Annotated in this window: 16 protein-coding genes; 10 read left to right on the top strand and 6 right to left on the bottom strand. The window is 69.5% G+C overall.

From position 1 onward, the window contains the following. Positions 1 to 116: 116 nt before the first annotated feature. The 3 genes from ABT304_RS21380 to ABT304_RS21370 form a co-directional block, all read right to left on the bottom strand. The gene (locus ABT304_RS21380; protein ID WP_350718230.1) at positions 117 to 1,544 is read right to left on the bottom strand and encodes a YncE family protein; all 1,428 of its coding nucleotides are present in this window, start codon (positions 1,542 to 1,544) and stop codon (positions 117 to 119) included. Positions 1,545 to 1,670: 126 nt separating this feature from the next. Further along, complete coding sequence (locus tag ABT304_RS21375) at positions 1,671 to 2,426, bottom strand: SCO4651 family lipoprotein (protein WP_350718228.1); 756 nt, start codon at positions 2,424 to 2,426, stop codon at positions 1,671 to 1,673. Positions 2,427 to 2,541: 115 nt separating this feature from the next. Next, positions 2,542 to 3,165, bottom strand: a complete 624-nt coding sequence (locus tag ABT304_RS21370) for a TIGR03085 family metal-binding protein (protein WP_350718227.1) — start codon at positions 3,163 to 3,165, stop codon at positions 2,542 to 2,544. 88 nt (positions 3,166 to 3,253) lie between these two features. Here ABT304_RS21370 and ABT304_RS21365 point away from each other — a divergent pair, with 88 nt between their 5' ends. Both ABT304_RS21365 and ABT304_RS21360 read left to right on the top strand, forming a co-directional pair. Continuing rightward, a complete protein-coding gene (locus tag ABT304_RS21365) occupies positions 3,254 to 5,038 on the top strand; it encodes an ABC transporter ATP-binding protein (RefSeq protein ID WP_350718225.1) in 1,785 nt (594 codons plus the stop codon). Then, entirely contained in the window at positions 5,035 to 6,852 is a 1,818-nt protein-coding gene (locus tag ABT304_RS21360) for an ABC transporter ATP-binding protein (protein ID WP_350718223.1), read from the top strand. The genes ABT304_RS21365 and ABT304_RS21360 overlap by 4 nt, the downstream gene beginning before the upstream one ends. On the opposite strand, the gene ABT304_RS21355 is transcribed toward ABT304_RS21360, so the two are convergent. Both ABT304_RS21355 and ABT304_RS21350 read right to left on the bottom strand, forming a co-directional pair. Next, positions 6,853 to 7,269: a DUF2752 domain-containing protein gene (locus tag ABT304_RS21355; RefSeq protein WP_350718222.1), complete on the bottom strand. Its 417-nt coding sequence runs from the start codon at positions 7,267 to 7,269 to the stop codon at positions 6,853 to 6,855. It abuts the gene before it with no gap. Next, positions 7,266 to 7,523, bottom strand: a complete 258-nt coding sequence (locus tag ABT304_RS21350) for a CD225/dispanin family protein (RefSeq protein WP_350661348.1) — start codon at positions 7,521 to 7,523, stop codon at positions 7,266 to 7,268. The genes ABT304_RS21355 and ABT304_RS21350 overlap by 4 nt, the downstream gene beginning before the upstream one ends. A gap of 173 nt (positions 7,524 to 7,696) precedes the next feature. On the opposite strand from ABT304_RS21350, the gene hisI reads away from it, so the two are divergent. The 3 genes from hisI to ABT304_RS21335 all read left to right on the top strand — a co-directional run bounded on the left by hisI (position 7,697) and on the right by ABT304_RS21335 (position 8,873). After that, entirely contained in the window at positions 7,697 to 8,050 is a 354-nt protein-coding gene (hisI, locus tag ABT304_RS21345; protein WP_160024291.1) for a phosphoribosyl-AMP cyclohydrolase, read from the top strand. Then, positions 8,047 to 8,598 carry a Trp biosynthesis-associated membrane protein gene (locus ABT304_RS21340; protein ID WP_350718221.1) on the top strand — a complete coding sequence of 184 codons (552 nt, stop codon included), beginning with the start codon at positions 8,047 to 8,049 and terminating at the stop codon, positions 8,596 to 8,598. Before hisI ends, ABT304_RS21340 begins: the two co-directional genes overlap by 4 nt. Positions 8,599 to 8,672: 74 nt before the next feature. After that, positions 8,673 to 8,873 (top strand): HGxxPAAW family protein, encoded by a 201-nt coding sequence (locus ABT304_RS21335; RefSeq protein ID WP_350718220.1) that lies wholly within the window; start codon positions 8,673 to 8,675, stop codon positions 8,871 to 8,873. A gap of 80 nt (positions 8,874 to 8,953) precedes the next feature. On the opposite strand, the gene ABT304_RS21330 is transcribed toward ABT304_RS21335, so the two are convergent. Then, complete coding sequence (locus ABT304_RS21330; protein ID WP_160024288.1) at positions 8,954 to 9,286, bottom strand: DUF4190 domain-containing protein; 333 nt, start codon at positions 9,284 to 9,286, stop codon at positions 8,954 to 8,956. A 149-nt stretch (positions 9,287 to 9,435) separates the two neighbouring features. Here ABT304_RS21330 and trpC point away from each other — a divergent pair, with 149 nt between their 5' ends. The 5 genes from trpC to lgt are packed head-to-tail and all read left to right on the top strand — an operon-like array spanning position 9,436 to position 13,849. Then, entirely contained in the window at positions 9,436 to 10,218 is a 783-nt protein-coding gene (trpC, locus tag ABT304_RS21325) for an indole-3-glycerol phosphate synthase TrpC (RefSeq protein WP_350718218.1), read from the top strand. An 8-nt stretch (positions 10,219 to 10,226) separates the two neighbouring features. After that, the gene (gene trpB / locus ABT304_RS21320) at positions 10,227 to 11,471 is read left to right on the top strand and encodes a tryptophan synthase subunit beta (protein ID WP_350718216.1); all 1,245 of its coding nucleotides are present in this window, start codon (positions 10,227 to 10,229) and stop codon (positions 11,469 to 11,471) included. Further along, the gene (gene trpA, locus ABT304_RS21315) at positions 11,468 to 12,265 is read left to right on the top strand and encodes a tryptophan synthase subunit alpha (RefSeq protein ID WP_350718214.1); all 798 of its coding nucleotides are present in this window, start codon (positions 11,468 to 11,470) and stop codon (positions 12,263 to 12,265) included. The genes trpB and trpA overlap by 4 nt, the downstream gene beginning before the upstream one ends. Further along, entirely contained in the window at positions 12,262 to 12,870 is a 609-nt protein-coding gene (locus tag ABT304_RS21310; protein WP_350718213.1) for an SCO family protein, read from the top strand. Before trpA ends, ABT304_RS21310 begins: the two co-directional genes overlap by 4 nt. 28 nt (positions 12,871 to 12,898) lie before the next feature. After that, positions 12,899 to 13,849, top strand: coding sequence for a prolipoprotein diacylglyceryl transferase (lgt, locus tag ABT304_RS21305; protein ID WP_350718211.1), 951 nt, complete (start codon positions 12,899 to 12,901; stop codon positions 13,847 to 13,849). The last annotated feature ends 262 nt before the right edge of the window (positions 13,850 to 14,111 follow it).

Genomic DNA, 14,111 nt, shown 5'->3' with positions numbered 1-14,111 from the left:
GGGGACATCCCCCCACCTCCCCCCCATCGATGTCCGCCCCCCCAGCGATCCCGCCTTCCACGGGGTCCCCGTCGAACCCGCCTGGAGCCTGCAAAACCCCGCCCCGACGCCGCCGGCTAGCTCAGCAGCGAGCTCGGGATCTGCCCGTGGCGTACGCGCTGGGGGTGGTTGCCGACGTCGAGGTAGGCGAGCTCCTCGCCGGTGCGGAAGTCGATGACGGCGACCGCGTCGGCCTCCGACAGCGAGGCCCAGCAGGTGTTGCCGAGGCCTTCGGTGGTCCAGTAGGGCTTGCCGTAGTAGTGGCCGGTGGTGTCCTCGTCGAGGATGGTGTGCTCGCCGCTGGAGCGGTCGACCATCGCGACGTAGTCGTCCATCGTCCCCGCCGCACACAGGGTCTCGCTCTTGGAGTCGATCGAGAGGCCGTGATGGGCGGAGTCGTTGACGTAGAGCTCTCGCGGCAGCTGGGTGCGCTTGGGGAGTTGGATGACTCGGGTGACGGCGCCGGTGCGGGGCTCCTCGACGGAGCCGGTCGAGTAGCCGACCTTCCCGTCGATGTCGGCCGCCTGGGTGTCGAACTCGACCAGGCCGTGCAGGAACGACATCTGGAAGTAGATGAACCGCTCACCGGGGGCGACCGCCATGGGACGTACGGCTGAGGAGATCGAGGGGTAGCCCGCCTCCTCCAGCTCCTTGCCCATCTCCCAGCGCTGGGAGACCTCGAAGGAGGACTCGTCGACGATCTCGAACCAGCGGTCGCCCTTGATCGCGTCGTGGATCGGGCCGATCTTGATCGGCGGAAGCAGGTCGGTGCCGGGGATGGTGCCGAGGCCGAGCTGGTCGAGGTTGATCAGCGGCAGCGAGTCGAGGGAGATCTCCTTCTGGTCGCCGGGCAGGTAGACGCGGCCGATGGAGGCGTGGAAGATCCGCGAGCCGTCCTGGGAGTAGTTGTTCTCATGAGGCGTCTCGCCGGACTCGAACGTACGCAGCCGCTCGCCCGTCCGCGGGTCGCCCGCGCCGCCCATCCAGTACTCGTGCACCGAGCGCGAGGTCGAGTCCGAGACGAGCAGCTTGGTTCCGTCGGGGGACAGGCCCATGTGGTCGGTGCGGTGACCGTCCATCTGCTGCTCGATGACGACGGAGTCCGGCGAGCCCGCCAGCGCCTTCTCGATGTCGATCCAGACCACGTCGGCGAGGCTGGGCCGCGAGACCGCCAGCAGCTTGCCGTCCCGGGTCGTGAACATGTCGTCCACGAGCTGGTCGTTGCCTTCGCCGGGGCCGTAGCGGACCAGGTAGTACATGGCCAGCCGCTCGGGGTCCTGGCGGATCGCAGCGATCTCCTCGTCCTTGTCCGGCACGAGGTCGATGTCCTTGCGCAGCACCTCGAAGCTGCGAGCATCGACGATCGAAGCCGTCCCGTCCCAGTTGTTTCCCACGACCATCACGTCCCGCAGCTCTGGAGTCGCGCTCGCGCTCATTGCTGGAGCCGCTGCGGTGAGTGAGAAGACGAAGACCATGGCGACGGTGACTGCTGCCGCACGACGCATCGTGGGACCTCCTGGGGGATTCGGTTATCTGAGACACAACGTCTCGGACCGCCGGGAGGTTACGGGCGTCCGCGGGAACGGCTCGTCACGCGGACGGAGCCGAAGAAAGGCGTACGCCGATGCGGATCAGGCTGGCGCCTGCATCAGCTCGGCGAAGGTCACTGCGTTCTTCGGCGCCTCGATCTCGTACGTCTCACCCCAGCCCGTCATGGTCGTCTCGACGCTCTGACCGGCGATATCGAAGCTCACCTTCCGCATCAGGTCATCTGCGTCGAGCCAGTAGTCGAAGACCAGGCCGTCTTCGAGGTCGGCCTTCTCGAGGATCTCAGGGTCGAAGCCGGCGTCCTCGGGAGCCTTCTCCGGGTCGACTGTCACCTCGTAATGGGTGGTGTCGACGCCACCGAGCTTCTCCTCGCCGATCTTCTCTACGCCAGTGACCGCGGGCTTGATGTCCTCGACCTGGGCCGCCGGGTTCAACGAGCCCATCTCCGAGATCGCTTCGCCGAACGGGTCGTTGGGGTCGTCGGGGTCACTGATGATCCACTGATCGCCGAGGTCGGCAGTGTGGATGTACCACTTCTCCTCGACCAGCACGATCTTCGTCTCATCGCCCTCGAGATCAGCGGTCATGTCCAGGGCCATGTCCGCGTCGTCCTCTCCGAGGACCATGTCGGCCTCCAACCCGCCCGCCGCGCCCATGTCCATCACGACATGGACACTGCCCTCGTCGATGCTTGCAGCGACGATCCGGTCCATGAACTCCGCCGGCGTCGGTGACTCGGCTGACCCGTCGCTCGTCCCTGCCGATCCGCAGGCAGCCAGGACCACCATGGCTGTTCCGGCCACGGCAGTGACATGGAGCGGATTGGTGCGCTGACGCATGACTCTTCTCGTCTGAGGTCCCGACAGGGATCGTCAACGCAATCAGATCCGCGGGCGCCGAGCCATAGTCCGTTCGGGCTCGTGGGGATAGCTCGAACGGTCGTGCCGTGGCGTATCAGAACCCGAGACTGGCGTTCTCCAGCTGCGTGATCCGCTCCGCCGGACCGTCGAACGTCAGGCCCCGCACCTCATGACGCCCGAAGCAGAAGAGCATGAGCTCGCCGACCGGGCCGGTGATGGTGACGGGCTCGTCGCCGGCGCGGAGGGTGGCGGTGTCGGTGCCGTTGCTCACCACGAGCGGGGTCTGAGCGGAGCGGACCAGACCCTTGCCGAGCAGCTTCAGGGTGCGCCAGAGGTCTCGCTCGGCAGCGGCGGGGAGCGTACGCGGCTCCCAGCCCGGCTGGGCGCGGCGGAGGTCCTCGTGGTGGACGAAGAACTCGACGGTGTTGACGGCCCTGTCGACGGGACCGAGCGCGAACGGCGTGCCCTTCGGGTCGCGGAGGCGGGCGGCGAGAGCCTCGAGCGGCTGAGCGGCGTACGCAGCCTCCGCCTTCCTCAGCACCGGCGCGAGCGGTGGCAGGAGGATGCCCGCCGATGCCCACGGGCGGCGTTCGCGGACGAGCAGGTGCACCAGCAGGTCCTTGACCTCCCAGCCTTCGCAGAGCGTGGGTGCCGTAGGTCCGAGGGAGACGGCGGTGTCGCACAGGGCGATGCGCTCGGAGCGCGCGAAGGAGGCCACGGCCTGCACCTTATCGAGCCGCTCCAGCGCTGGGCGGTCTCAAAAAAATTCGTCGCAGTCACGGTGCTGACCTAGGCTTCACCTCGAGATGAGCGACGAGGAACAAATACCCCAGCGGGCCACGACGACCGACGGGTTCAAGGTTCTCGGAGTCGCCATCAGGCGCGAGTGGGCGGTCTTCACCCTCTCGACCCTCGGCTCCGCGCTCTTCGGTGCGCTGACCGTCGCCGACGCCTGGGTGCTGGGCTGGTCGACCGACCACGTGCTGGTGCCGGCGCTGCGCGACGGCGAGATCGGCGCCGGCTGGCTGTGGGCCGTGGTCGGACTCTTCGTCGGTGTCGCGATCCTGCGGGCCGTCGGGGTGGTGGCGCGGCGGCTGGGCGCCGGGGTGATGCAGTACCGCATGCAGGCCCACTCGCGTCGCGCGGTGACCCGCCAGTACCTCGCGCTTCCGCTCGCCTGGCACCACCGGCACCCGACCGGCGAGCTGCTCTCCAACGCCAACTCCGACGTCGAGGCGTCCTGGGCGCCGATCGCGCCGCTGCCGATGGCGGTCGGCACGGTCGCGATGATGGTGATCGCGATCGGGCAGATGTTCTGGACCGACGTCGTCCTGGCCTCGGTCGCGATCCTGGTGTTCCCGGCGGTCGTCGTCGCCAACCTGGTCTTCCAGCGCTTCTCCTCGCCGCTGATGACCCGCGCCCAGCAGCTGCGCGCGGAGCTCTCCGGGATCGCCCACGAGTCCTTCGACGGCGCCCTCGTGGTCAAGACGCTGGGCCGCGAGGCCGAGGAGACCACCCGCTTCCAGGACAAGGCGCAGGAGCTGCGCGACGTCAACATCCACGCCGGCCGGCTCCGCGCGGCCTTCGATCCGATCCTGGCCGCGCTGCCCAACGTCGGGGTCCTCGCCGTCCTGGCCGTCGGCGTCGGCCGCGTCTCCAGCGGTGCCGCGGCACCCGGTGACGTCGTCCAGATCGGCTTCCTGCTCACCATCGTCGCCTTCCCGATCCGCTCCTTCGGCTGGCTGCTGGGTGAGTTCCCGCGCAGCGTCGTCGGCTACCGGCGGGTCCAGCGGGTGCTCGACGCGACCGGACGCCTGGCCTACGGCACCGCGAGGACCAGCCGCGAGCCGACCGGCGCCCGCGTCCGGGTCGACGGCATCTCTTACGCCTATGCAGACGGCCCGAGGCTCCTCGACGGGGTCGACTTCGAGGTCGAGCCGGGGCGTACGGTCGCGATCGTCGGGGAGACGGCCGCCGGCAAGAGCACCCTGACCATGCTGCTCGCGCGGCTGGTCGACCCGGAGGCGGGCCGGATCACCCTGGACGGCACCGACCTGCGCGACCTGGGCGCGGGGGAGTGGGCCCGGGTGGCGGCGCTGGTGCCGCAGACGGCCTTCGTCTTCGACGACTCCGTACGCGGCAACGTCACCCTCGGCGCCGACCTCACCGACGACGAGGTCTGGTCCGCGCTCAAGGCCGCCCAGGCCGACGGCTTCGTCACCGCGCTCCCGAACGGCCTCGACACCACCCTCGGCGAGCGCGGGGCGAGCCTGTCCGGCGGGCAGCGCCAGCGCCTCGCCCTGGCCCGAGCGCTCGTACGCCGCCCACGACTCCTGATCCTCGACGACGCCACCTCGGCGGTCGACCCCGAGGTCGAGCAGCGCATCCTGGCTGCCTTGCGGGACGGGGCCGGCGACACCAGCCTGGTCGTGGTCGCCTACCGCAAGGCCACGATCGCGCTCGCCGACGAGGTCGTGCACCTCGAGGACGGCCGCATCCGCGACCGTGGCACCCACACCGAGCTGCTCGCCCGCGACGAGTCGTACGCCCGCCTCGTCAACGCCTACGAGACCCCGGAGACCATCCGATGACCGCGACCCTCGAGCCCGAGACCCGGGTCGGCAGCGGCGAGGAGCTCGGCGCGATCGAGACCATCCGTCGGGGCATCAAGCACTCCCCGGAGCTGGTCGAGGGCATCCGCGGCACCTTCGCGCTGGCCGTGATCGCGAGCATCGGGCAGGTCGTCGTGCCTGTCGTCGTCCAGCAGACCCTCGACAACGGCCTGAGCGGTCCGGACGGACCCGACCTCGGCTATGTCCTGCGCGCCGGCCTCGTCGCGGTGGTCGCCATCGCGGTCACCGGGTGGGCGTCGTTCAAGATGACCAGCCGGCTCTTCACCGCCGCCGAGCGGGGCCTGGCGACGCTGCGTACCAAGGCCTTCCGCCACGTCCACGACCTGCCGATGCTCACCCAGTCGACCGAGCACCGTGGGGCGCTCGTCTCGCGGGTGACCAGCGACGTCGACCAGGTCAGCCAGTTCATCGTCTTCGGCGGTCTGCTCTTCATCGTCAGCATCGGTCAGATGCTGATCGCCACCGTCGTGATGGTGATCTACTCCTGGCAGCTCGCGATCCTGGTGTGGCTCTGCTTCGGCCCGCTCTTCCTGAGCCTGCGGTTCTTCCAGCGCAAGCTGTCCGCGGCCTACACGCTCTCCCGCCGCCAGGTCGCCAAGATGCTCTCCGCGGTCTCCGAGCCGGTCGTCGGCGCGGCCGTGGTGAAGGCGTACGCCGTCGAGGACCGCACCCAGGAGCGCATCGACCGCGAGATCGATGCCACCAGCGCCGCCCAGATCAAGGCGCAGGCCTACACCTCGATCTTCTTCAGCCTCGGTGGCCTCTCCGGCGGCCTCGCCAACGCCGGTGTGATCGTCGGCGGCGTGCTGCTGGCGCTCGCCTACCAGGGCACCGGCGGCGCGCTGACCGTCGGCGAGATCCTGGCCTTCGCGTTCCTGGTGACGCTGTTCGTGGGCCCGGTGCAGATGGGCACCCAGATCCTCACCGACGCGCAGAACGCGATCGCCTCCTGGCGGCGCACGATCGGCATCCTGGACACGCCCGCCGACCTCGTCGACCCGGGCCCGGCCGGGACCGTCCTACCCCGCGGCCCGCTCTCGATCGAGTTCGACGCGGTCACCTTCGCCTACCCCGGCGGACGTCCGGTGCTGCACGACATCTCCTTCGAGATCGCGCCCGGCAGCCGGGTCGCCGTGGTCGGCGAGACCGGGTCGGGGAAGTCGACGATCGCGAAGCTGCTCACCCGGGTTATGGACGTGACCGACGGCCGGGTCCGGCTCGACGGTGTCGACGTACGCGAGATCGGCAACGCCTCGCTGCGCACCAGCGTCGTGCTCGTCCCGCAGGAGGGCTTCCTCTTCGACTCCACCCTGGCCGAGAACGTCCGCTATGGGCGGCTCGACGCGACCGACGAGGAGATCGAGGAGGCCGCCCGGATCCTCGGCCTGGGGGACTGGCTGGCCGGTCTCCCCGCCGGCGTTCGCACCCGTGTCGGGCAGCGCGGCGAGTCGCTCTCGGCCGGCGAGCGCCAGCTCGTGGCACTCCTACGCGCCCAGCTGGCCGATCCCGACCTGCTCGTCCTCGACGAGGCCACCTCCGCGGTCGACCCGCGGCTGGAGATGCGGATCAACCGGGCCCTGGAGCGCCTGATGAGCGGCCGTACGTCGGTCACCATCGCCCACCGGCTCTCCACCGCCGAGGCGGCCGACGAGGTGATCGTCGTCGATGCCGGACACCTCGCCCAGCGCGGCCCGCACAGCGACCTGGTGGCGCAGGCCGGCTCGACGTACGCACGCCTGCACGCCTCCTGGGTCGCCCAGCAGGGCAGCTGATCAGGCCGCCAGCACGGTGAACGGGGCCCAGGGGAGGTTGCGGACGACCGTGAAGGCGACGGTCAGTGCCAGCCAGGTGTAGACCGCGGTGCGCGACCGGGCCCAGCCGGGCGCGGGAGGGCCGCCGACGCGGCCACGGAGCCAGAAGAACCAGAGCAGCGCGAGCAGCGGCAGCCCGAGCAGGAACATCAGCGCGTTGTGTCCGATCGCACCGGAGACGTCACCCGACAGCAGTGACATCGTGCCGCGCGTCATCCCGCAGCCGGGGCAGTCGATGCCGGTGAGGGCGTGGATCGGGCACGGGGGAACATAGGCGACGAGCCCGGGAGAGGTGGCGAAGACGGCCGCGAGGCCCGCCCCGCCGGCCACGAGGGCCAGTGGGACGAGCCCCGCGCGCACCCGTGAGGGTGTGGTCACATGGTCCCCGACTGGGCGGCCATGCCGACGCCGAGGACGACCGAGGCGATGATGTAGAGGACGATCACGACGACGCCGGTGATGGCACCGATGATGCCCCACTTCTTGGCGCCCTCGGCGTCACCCTGGACGGCCTTGACGATCGAGACGATGCCGAAGGGCAGGCAGCAGAAGAGCGTGACCAGGATGCCGATCACGAGGGCGCTGGTGTCGGTCTGCTTCGCCGGTGCCGGCTGCGGGGTGGGGTTAGCCATGGTGCGGTGTTCTCCAGTTTGAATAGTCGACTCGTTGAGTCGGCTGACAGGGCCGTACCGAGACCGGCCCAGATGACCGGGAGAGTCTGGCAGCCCGGCGCTCCAAGCGCCCCCGATGACGGCCGCGACATGCCGGTTGTGTCCGTACTGTTGCCCAGCGGGATACTGGAGGCGTGACTGGACCCACGAGCGAGGGACTGGACCCCGCCATCGCCGACCGCCTCAAGCGCAACCCCGACGGGCTGGTGCCCGCGGTGGCACAGCAGCATGACACCGGTGAGGTGCTGATGCTCGGCTACATGGACGACGAGGCCCTGGCGCGCACGCTCGCGACCGGCCGGGCGACCTACTGGTCCCGCAGCCGGCAGGAGTACTGGGTCAAGGGGGAGACCTCCGGCCACCGGCAGTACGTCAAGGAGGTCCGCCTGGACTGTGACGGCGACACGATCCTGCTCAAGGTCGACCAGGAGGGCCCCGCCTGCCACACCGGCGACCACACCTGCTTCGACGCCGGCCTGATCTCATGAGGGGCGCCTTCGGCCCCACCGTCACCGCCGGGCTCGCCGGCGCGGCGCTCGCCGCGTGGGCGGGCTCCAACGAGTGGGTGAAGGTGACCGCCCCGGCCCAGATGCCGGCCGACCTCAACGACTCCCCGGCCACCACCGGCCTGGCCCTGGTCGCCCTCGCCGCCTGGGGCGTGGTCCTGGTCACCCGGGGTCTCGTACGCCGCCTGGTGGCCGCCCTCGCCGGCCTGGCCGGGATCGGCGTGATCGCCACCTTCTTCGGCCATGCCGGGATCGACGCGCTCGGCCGGGCGATCGACTCCGAGGTGGTCTGGGGCGAGACCGAGCACACCACCACCCCCTGGCCCTACCTCGCGCTCCTCGGCGCGGTCGTGACCGTCGCGGCGGCCGTCGCGGCCGTACGCCTGGCTCCTTCGTGGCCCGAGATGGGCCGCAGGTATGACGCCCCGGCCGCCGCCGAACCGGAGCAGAAGCCGTTGGAGGAGCAGTCCACGATCGATGTCTGGAAGTCGTTGGACGAGGGTCGGGACCCGACAACCGGGGATCAATGAATACACTGCAGCCAAGCCCACCTGGATCGCTTCGGGCTTCGCTTCAGCAAGAGAACTCGTAGAGGAGTCATCGCATGTCCGCCAGCCACGGCAACACCCCGGCAGCCTGGATCGCAGTCGCGGTCGGCCTCCTCGGCTTCCTCATCGGAAGCGTCGCCATGATGCTCGACCCGATCAGCTGGCTCGTCTTCTGGGTCGGCGTCGCCGTCACCGTCGTGGGCGGCCTGCTCTTCATCGTGCTCTCCAAGCTCGGCTTCAACGTCGAGTCACACTGAGCCTGTGAGACAGCGAGGCCCCCGGCGGATCCGCCGGGGGCCTCGCTGATTCCAAAGAGCCGAGCTCACATGGGGTGAGCTCAGTACGTGGTGGTGGTGCTGAAGTCGAGAGCACCGGACAGGTTCAGGATGAGCCCGATGACGAACAGGACGATGGCGACGATGCCGAGGATGAAGCCGGCGGTGGCCATGCCACGCCCGCCCTGCGCGCCGCCGGAGGCGTCGATCTCGTTCTGGGCCATCTTGCCGAGGATGATCGCCGGGATACCGGTGAAGATTCCGCAGCAGATGCAGCCGAGGATGCCGAGGACAAGTGCCCAGATCGCCTTCTTGTTGTTGCCCGCAGGCTGACCGGGCTGCCCGGGTGCCGGCGAACCGTACGGGGGCGGCGGCGGAGGAGTTCCGTAGCTCATGTGTGTCTGACCTCCAAAGTCAGGCGAGTTGGGTAGAGATGGAAGAAACTTAACGTTTCCCGCCCGCACTGTGGCGCCAAATCGGGCGTGTCACGGTTCGGGTGAGAGGCTTTGCACGTGGGTCATACCCGGAAACGAGAGGTTTAAACATGTCGGTGCTCGAAAAGATCATCGACGGCGTACGTCTGGACCTGGTGCAGCGCCAGGCGACGGTGTCCGAGGCGGATCTGCGGGCCCGGCTGGCCGACGTCGACGCGCCCCGCGACCCGATGCCGCACTTCCGTGCGGCGGGCAGCAGCGTGATCGCCGAGGTGAAGCGGAAGAGCCCCTCCAAGGGCGCCCTGGCCGACATCCCGGACCCGGCCGAGCTGGCCCGGAAGTACGCCGCCGGCGGTGCCGCCGCGATCTCGGTGCTGACCGAGGAACGCCGCTTCGGCGGGTCCCTCGCCGACCTGCGCGCGGTCCGCGCGGCCGTCGACACCCCGATCCTGCGCAAGGACTTCATCGTCGAGCCCTACCAGCTGCTGGAGGCCCGGGCAGCCGGAGCCGACCTCGCGCTGCTGATCGTGGCCGCGCTGGACGACGACACGCTGCGCAGCCTCTACGACCAGGCGCGTGAGCTCGGGCTGACCGTGCTGGTCGAGACCCACGACGAGGCCGAGGTCGCCCGGGCGGTAGACCTCGGCGCCGAGCTGATCGGCGTCAACGCCCGCAACCTGAAGACCCTGGAGATCGACCAGGACGTCTTCGGCCGGCTCGCGCCGCTCATCCCCGAGGACCGGGTGAAGGTCGCCGAGTCGGGCATCTTCACCGCCACCGACGTCAAGCGCCACGTCTCCGAAGGGGCCCGTGCGGTCCTGGTCGGCGAGGCGCTGGTCAAGCATGGCGACCCGCAAGGCACGGTCGCCGAGTTCACCGGAATCCAAGGCTAGGACCAGCCATGACAACTCACATCCACGAAACGACGAGCTACGACGCCGACGAGTTCGGCTGGTTCGGTGGCGAGGCCGAGGGATTCGGCGGCCGCTTCATGCCCGAGGCGCTGATGAAGGCGCTCATCGAGCTCGACGACGCCTGGCAGAAGGCGAAGGCCGACCCGGCGTTCGTGGCCGAGTTCGACGCGATCCTGCGCGACTACGCCAATCTGCCGAGCCCGCTCTACCACGCGACCCGGCTCTCCGAGCAGCTCGGCGTACGCGTCCTCCTCAAGCGTGAGGACCTCAACCACACCGGCGCCCACAAGATCCGCAACGTGCTCGGCCAGGCGCTGCTGACCAAGCGGATGGGCAAGACCCGGGTCATCGCCGAGACCGGCGCCGGCCAGCACGGGGTGGCCTCCGCGACCGCCGCCGCCTACTTCGGTCTCGACTGCACCGTCTACATGGGCAAGGTCGACACCGACCGCCAGGCGCTCAACGTGGCCCGGATGCGGCTGCTCGGGGCGGAGGTCGTCCCGGTGCCCTCCGGCAGCGGCACCCTCAAGGACGCGATCAACGAGGCGCTGCGCGACTGGGTCGCCAGCGTCGACCACACCGCCTACCTGTTCGGCACCGCCGCCGGGCCGCACCCGTTCCCGACGCTGGTCAGGGACATCGTGCGCGGCATCGGCGACGAGGCCCGGGCCCAGTCCCTCGAGCAGTTCGGTGGCCTCCCGAACGCCGTCCTCGCCGCGGTCGGCGGTGGCTCCAACGCGATCGGCCTCTTCACCGCGTTCCTGGACGACGAGGACGTCGAGATCCACGGCTTCGAGGCCGGGGGAGACGGGTTCGAGACCGGCCGCCACGCCGCCACCATCCAGGCCAACGACCCCGGCGTGCTCCACGGCGCCCGCACCTACGTGCTCCAGGACGAGGACGGCCAGACCATCGAGTCCCACTCGATCTCCGCCGGTCTCGACTACCCCGGCGTCGGGCCGCAGCACGCCTGGCTGGCCAAGTCCGGCCGGGCGAGCTACACGAGCATCACCGACAAGGAGGCGATGGACGCCTTCGCGCTGCTCTCGCGCTCCGAGGGCATCATCCCCGCGATCGAGTCGGCTCACGCGATCGCGGGCGCCATCAAGATCGCCCCGGAGATCAAGGAGCGCCACGGCGAGGGCGCCACGATCCTGATCAACCTGTCCGGTCGCGGCGACAAGGACATGGGCACGGCCATCGAGTACTTCGGTTTGGGAGACACGCAGTGAGTACGTCCGTAGCGTTCGCAAAGGCGAAGGCCGAAGACCGCGCCGCCCTGGTCGGCTACCTCCCCGCGGGCTTCCCCACGGTGGAAGGCTCGATCGAGGCGCTGACCACGATGGTCGAGGCCGGCTGCGACATCATCGAGATCGGCCTGCCCTACTCCGACCCGGTCATGGACGGCCCCACCATCCAGGACGCCGTGCAGCAGGCGCTCGACGGCGGCGTACGTGTCGACGACGTGTTCCGCGTCGTCGAGGCCGTGGCCGCGACCGGGGTGCCGACCCTGGTGATGACCAGTTGGAACCCGATCGAGCGTCGTGGCGTGGACCGCTTCGCCCAGCAGCTGCAGGACGCTGGCGGCGCGGGCCTGATCACGCCTGACATCACCCCCGACTTCGCGCCGGAGTGGGTCGAGGCCGCCGACGCCCGTGACCTCGACAAGGTCTTCCTGGTCGCGCCGAGCAGCACCGACGAGCGGATCGCGATGACCACGGCCCAGTGCCGAGGCTTCGTCTACGCCACCGCGGTCATGGGCGTCACCGGCGCCCGCGCCAAGACCTCCGACCTGGCCGCCCCGCTGGTCGCCCGGACCAAGAAGACCACTGACCTGCCGGTCGGCGTCGGTCTCGGGGTCAGCAACGGTGCCCAGGCGGCCGATATGGCTGCGTACGCCGACGGGGTCATCGTCGGCTCCGCCTTCGTGCGTACGCTGCTGGACAACCGCTCCGACGAGCAGGCGGCGCTCAAGGCGCTGGCGAGCCTGACCGAGGACCTGGCCGCGGGAGTCCGCGCACGTTGAGGTTCCTCGCTCTTCCCGTCCTGCTCGTCCTCATCGGCGTGCTCACCGGTTGCGGCGCTCCCGGCACCGGCCAGGCGCCGGCCTCGGCGATGACCGGGCAGGAGCACACGCCCTACCAGCTCTCCGACACCGCGCTGACCGACACCGAGGGCGAGCCGTTCTCGCTGGCCACCGATGCCGACAAGCCGCTGACGCTGGTCTTCTACGGCTACACCAGCTGCCCCGACGAGTGCCCGCTGGTGATGTCGAGCCTGACCGCGGCACTGACCCGCCTCGACGACGCGGACCGGGAGAAGGTCGAGGTGGTGTTCGTGACCACCGACCCCGCACGCGACTCCGAGCAGGTCCTGCGCAAGTACCTGGACCGCTACGACGAGGAATTCATCGGCCTCACCGGCGACCTGAAGGACATCGTCACCCTGGCCGAGTCGATGCGGCTCTACATAGGGGAGGCCGACCGGCTACCCAGTGGGGGCTACGATCTCGGGGTCCACGACACCCACGTCTCGGCCGTCTCCCAGGGACGGGCCAGCGTGGTGTGGTCGATGAACACCTCTCCCAAGCAGTTCGCCGACGACATCCACCGCCTTCTCACTCAGAAGTAGCCAAGAAGGGCCCCGCATGATCCTCCCGATGTCCATCCCCAGCCCGGCCGAAGGTGTGCTCTGGCTCGGGCCGGTCCCGTTGCGCGGCTACGCCTTCGCGATCATCCTCGGCATCATCGTCGCCGTCTGGGTCTCCGAGCGGCGCTGGCAGGCCCGCGGCGGCCGGGCCGGCGACATCCAGGACATCGCGCTGTGGGCGGTTCCGTTCGGTCTGGTCGGCGGCCGGATCTACCACGTCATGACGGACTGGCAGCTCTACTTCGGTGACGGGGCCAACCCGATCGAGGCGCTCTACATCTGGCGCGGCGGGCTCGGGGTGTGGGGCGCGATCGCGCTCGGCGCCGTGGGCGCGATCATCGGCGCCAAGCAGAAGGGCATCAAGATCGTCCCGCTGCTGGACACGATCGCCCCGACCTGCCTGCTGGCGATGGGCATCGGCCGCTGGGGCAACTGGTTCAACCAGGAGCTCTACGGCAGGCCCACCGACCTGCCCTGGGGCCTGGAGATCGACCCGTCGCGCTACCCCGACGGACCCAGCCAGTTCCCGGTCGGCACCACGTTCCACCCGACGTTCCTCTACGAGTTCTGCTGGGACATCCTCGCCTTCTTCGTGATCGTCTACCTGCAGAAGAAGCTGCGTCTGGGCGGCGGCCGAGTGGTCGCCCTCTACGTGATGGCCTACTGCCTCGGCCGCGGCATGATCGAGACCCTGCGCATCGACAACGTGCAGCTGGTCAACGTGCTCGGCCTGCGCTGGAGCGAGTGGATGTCGATCATCCTGTTCGTGCTCGCGGCCGCGTGGTGGGCGTACGCGACCTTCACCGGCCGGGGTACCCTCGAGGAGGAGGTCTACAGCGATCCTGCCAAGGCCCCGGCGAACGACGTCGACGACGACACCGAGAACGAACCCGCGAGCGAGACTGACGGCAACGCCGCCGACAACGGGACCGACGACGAGGAATCCTCGACAAAGGCCTGATCAGACGCAGATATTAGGCGCAACGCAGCGCCTCGCGGGAGGGTGTCCGCCGATGGACCCTCGTTCGCAACCTACGCGTGACACAGTGGTAACCTAGCCGCACTCGCGCGGGCCAACGCTGTCCCCTGCAGATTGCCAGTTTCATCCCCGCAAGGGCGCGCGCACCTGTCGCAGACATCCCCCGCTCCGGACTCGACTCGAAGCAGAGTCAGAGAACCGGGGCTATTGGGCTGCGTCGGTCGGTGCGTGCCTGAGCCCGGAC

This window comes from Nocardioides sp. NPDC000445 (genome assembly GCF_040300245.1).
Taxonomy (GTDB): domain Bacteria; phylum Actinomycetota; class Actinomycetes; order Propionibacteriales; family Nocardioidaceae; genus Nocardioides.
This window is presented reverse-complemented; position numbering and strand designations above follow the sequence as displayed.

Coding starts and splice junctions, on each gene's coding strand:
- ABT304_RS21365 (WP_350718225.1), top strand. CDS start 3,254: ATGAGCGACGAGGAACAAATACCCCAGCGGGCCACGACGACCGACGGG.
- trpB (WP_350718216.1), top strand. CDS start 10,227: ATGACAACTCACATCCACGAAACGACGAGCTACGACGCCGACGAGTTC.
- ABT304_RS21330 (WP_160024288.1), bottom strand. CDS start 9,286: ATGAGCTACGGAACTCCTCCGCCGCCGCCCCCGTACGGTTCGCCGGCA.
- trpC (WP_350718218.1), top strand. CDS start 9,436: ATGTCGGTGCTCGAAAAGATCATCGACGGCGTACGTCTGGACCTGGTG.
- lgt (WP_350718211.1), top strand. CDS start 12,899: ATGTCCATCCCCAGCCCGGCCGAAGGTGTGCTCTGGCTCGGGCCGGTC.
- ABT304_RS21335 (WP_350718220.1), top strand. CDS start 8,673: ATGTCCGCCAGCCACGGCAACACCCCGGCAGCCTGGATCGCAGTCGCG.
- ABT304_RS21375 (WP_350718228.1), bottom strand. CDS start 2,426: ATGCGTCAGCGCACCAATCCGCTCCATGTCACTGCCGTGGCCGGAACA.
- ABT304_RS21350 (WP_350661348.1), bottom strand. CDS start 7,523: ATGGCTAACCCCACCCCGCAGCCGGCACCGGCGAAGCAGACCGACACC.
- ABT304_RS21360 (WP_350718223.1), top strand. CDS start 5,035: ATGACCGCGACCCTCGAGCCCGAGACCCGGGTCGGCAGCGGCGAGGAG.
- ABT304_RS21340 (WP_350718221.1), top strand. CDS start 8,047: ATGAGGGGCGCCTTCGGCCCCACCGTCACCGCCGGGCTCGCCGGCGCG.
- ABT304_RS21380 (WP_350718230.1), bottom strand. CDS start 1,544: ATGCGTCGTGCGGCAGCAGTCACCGTCGCCATGGTCTTCGTCTTCTCA.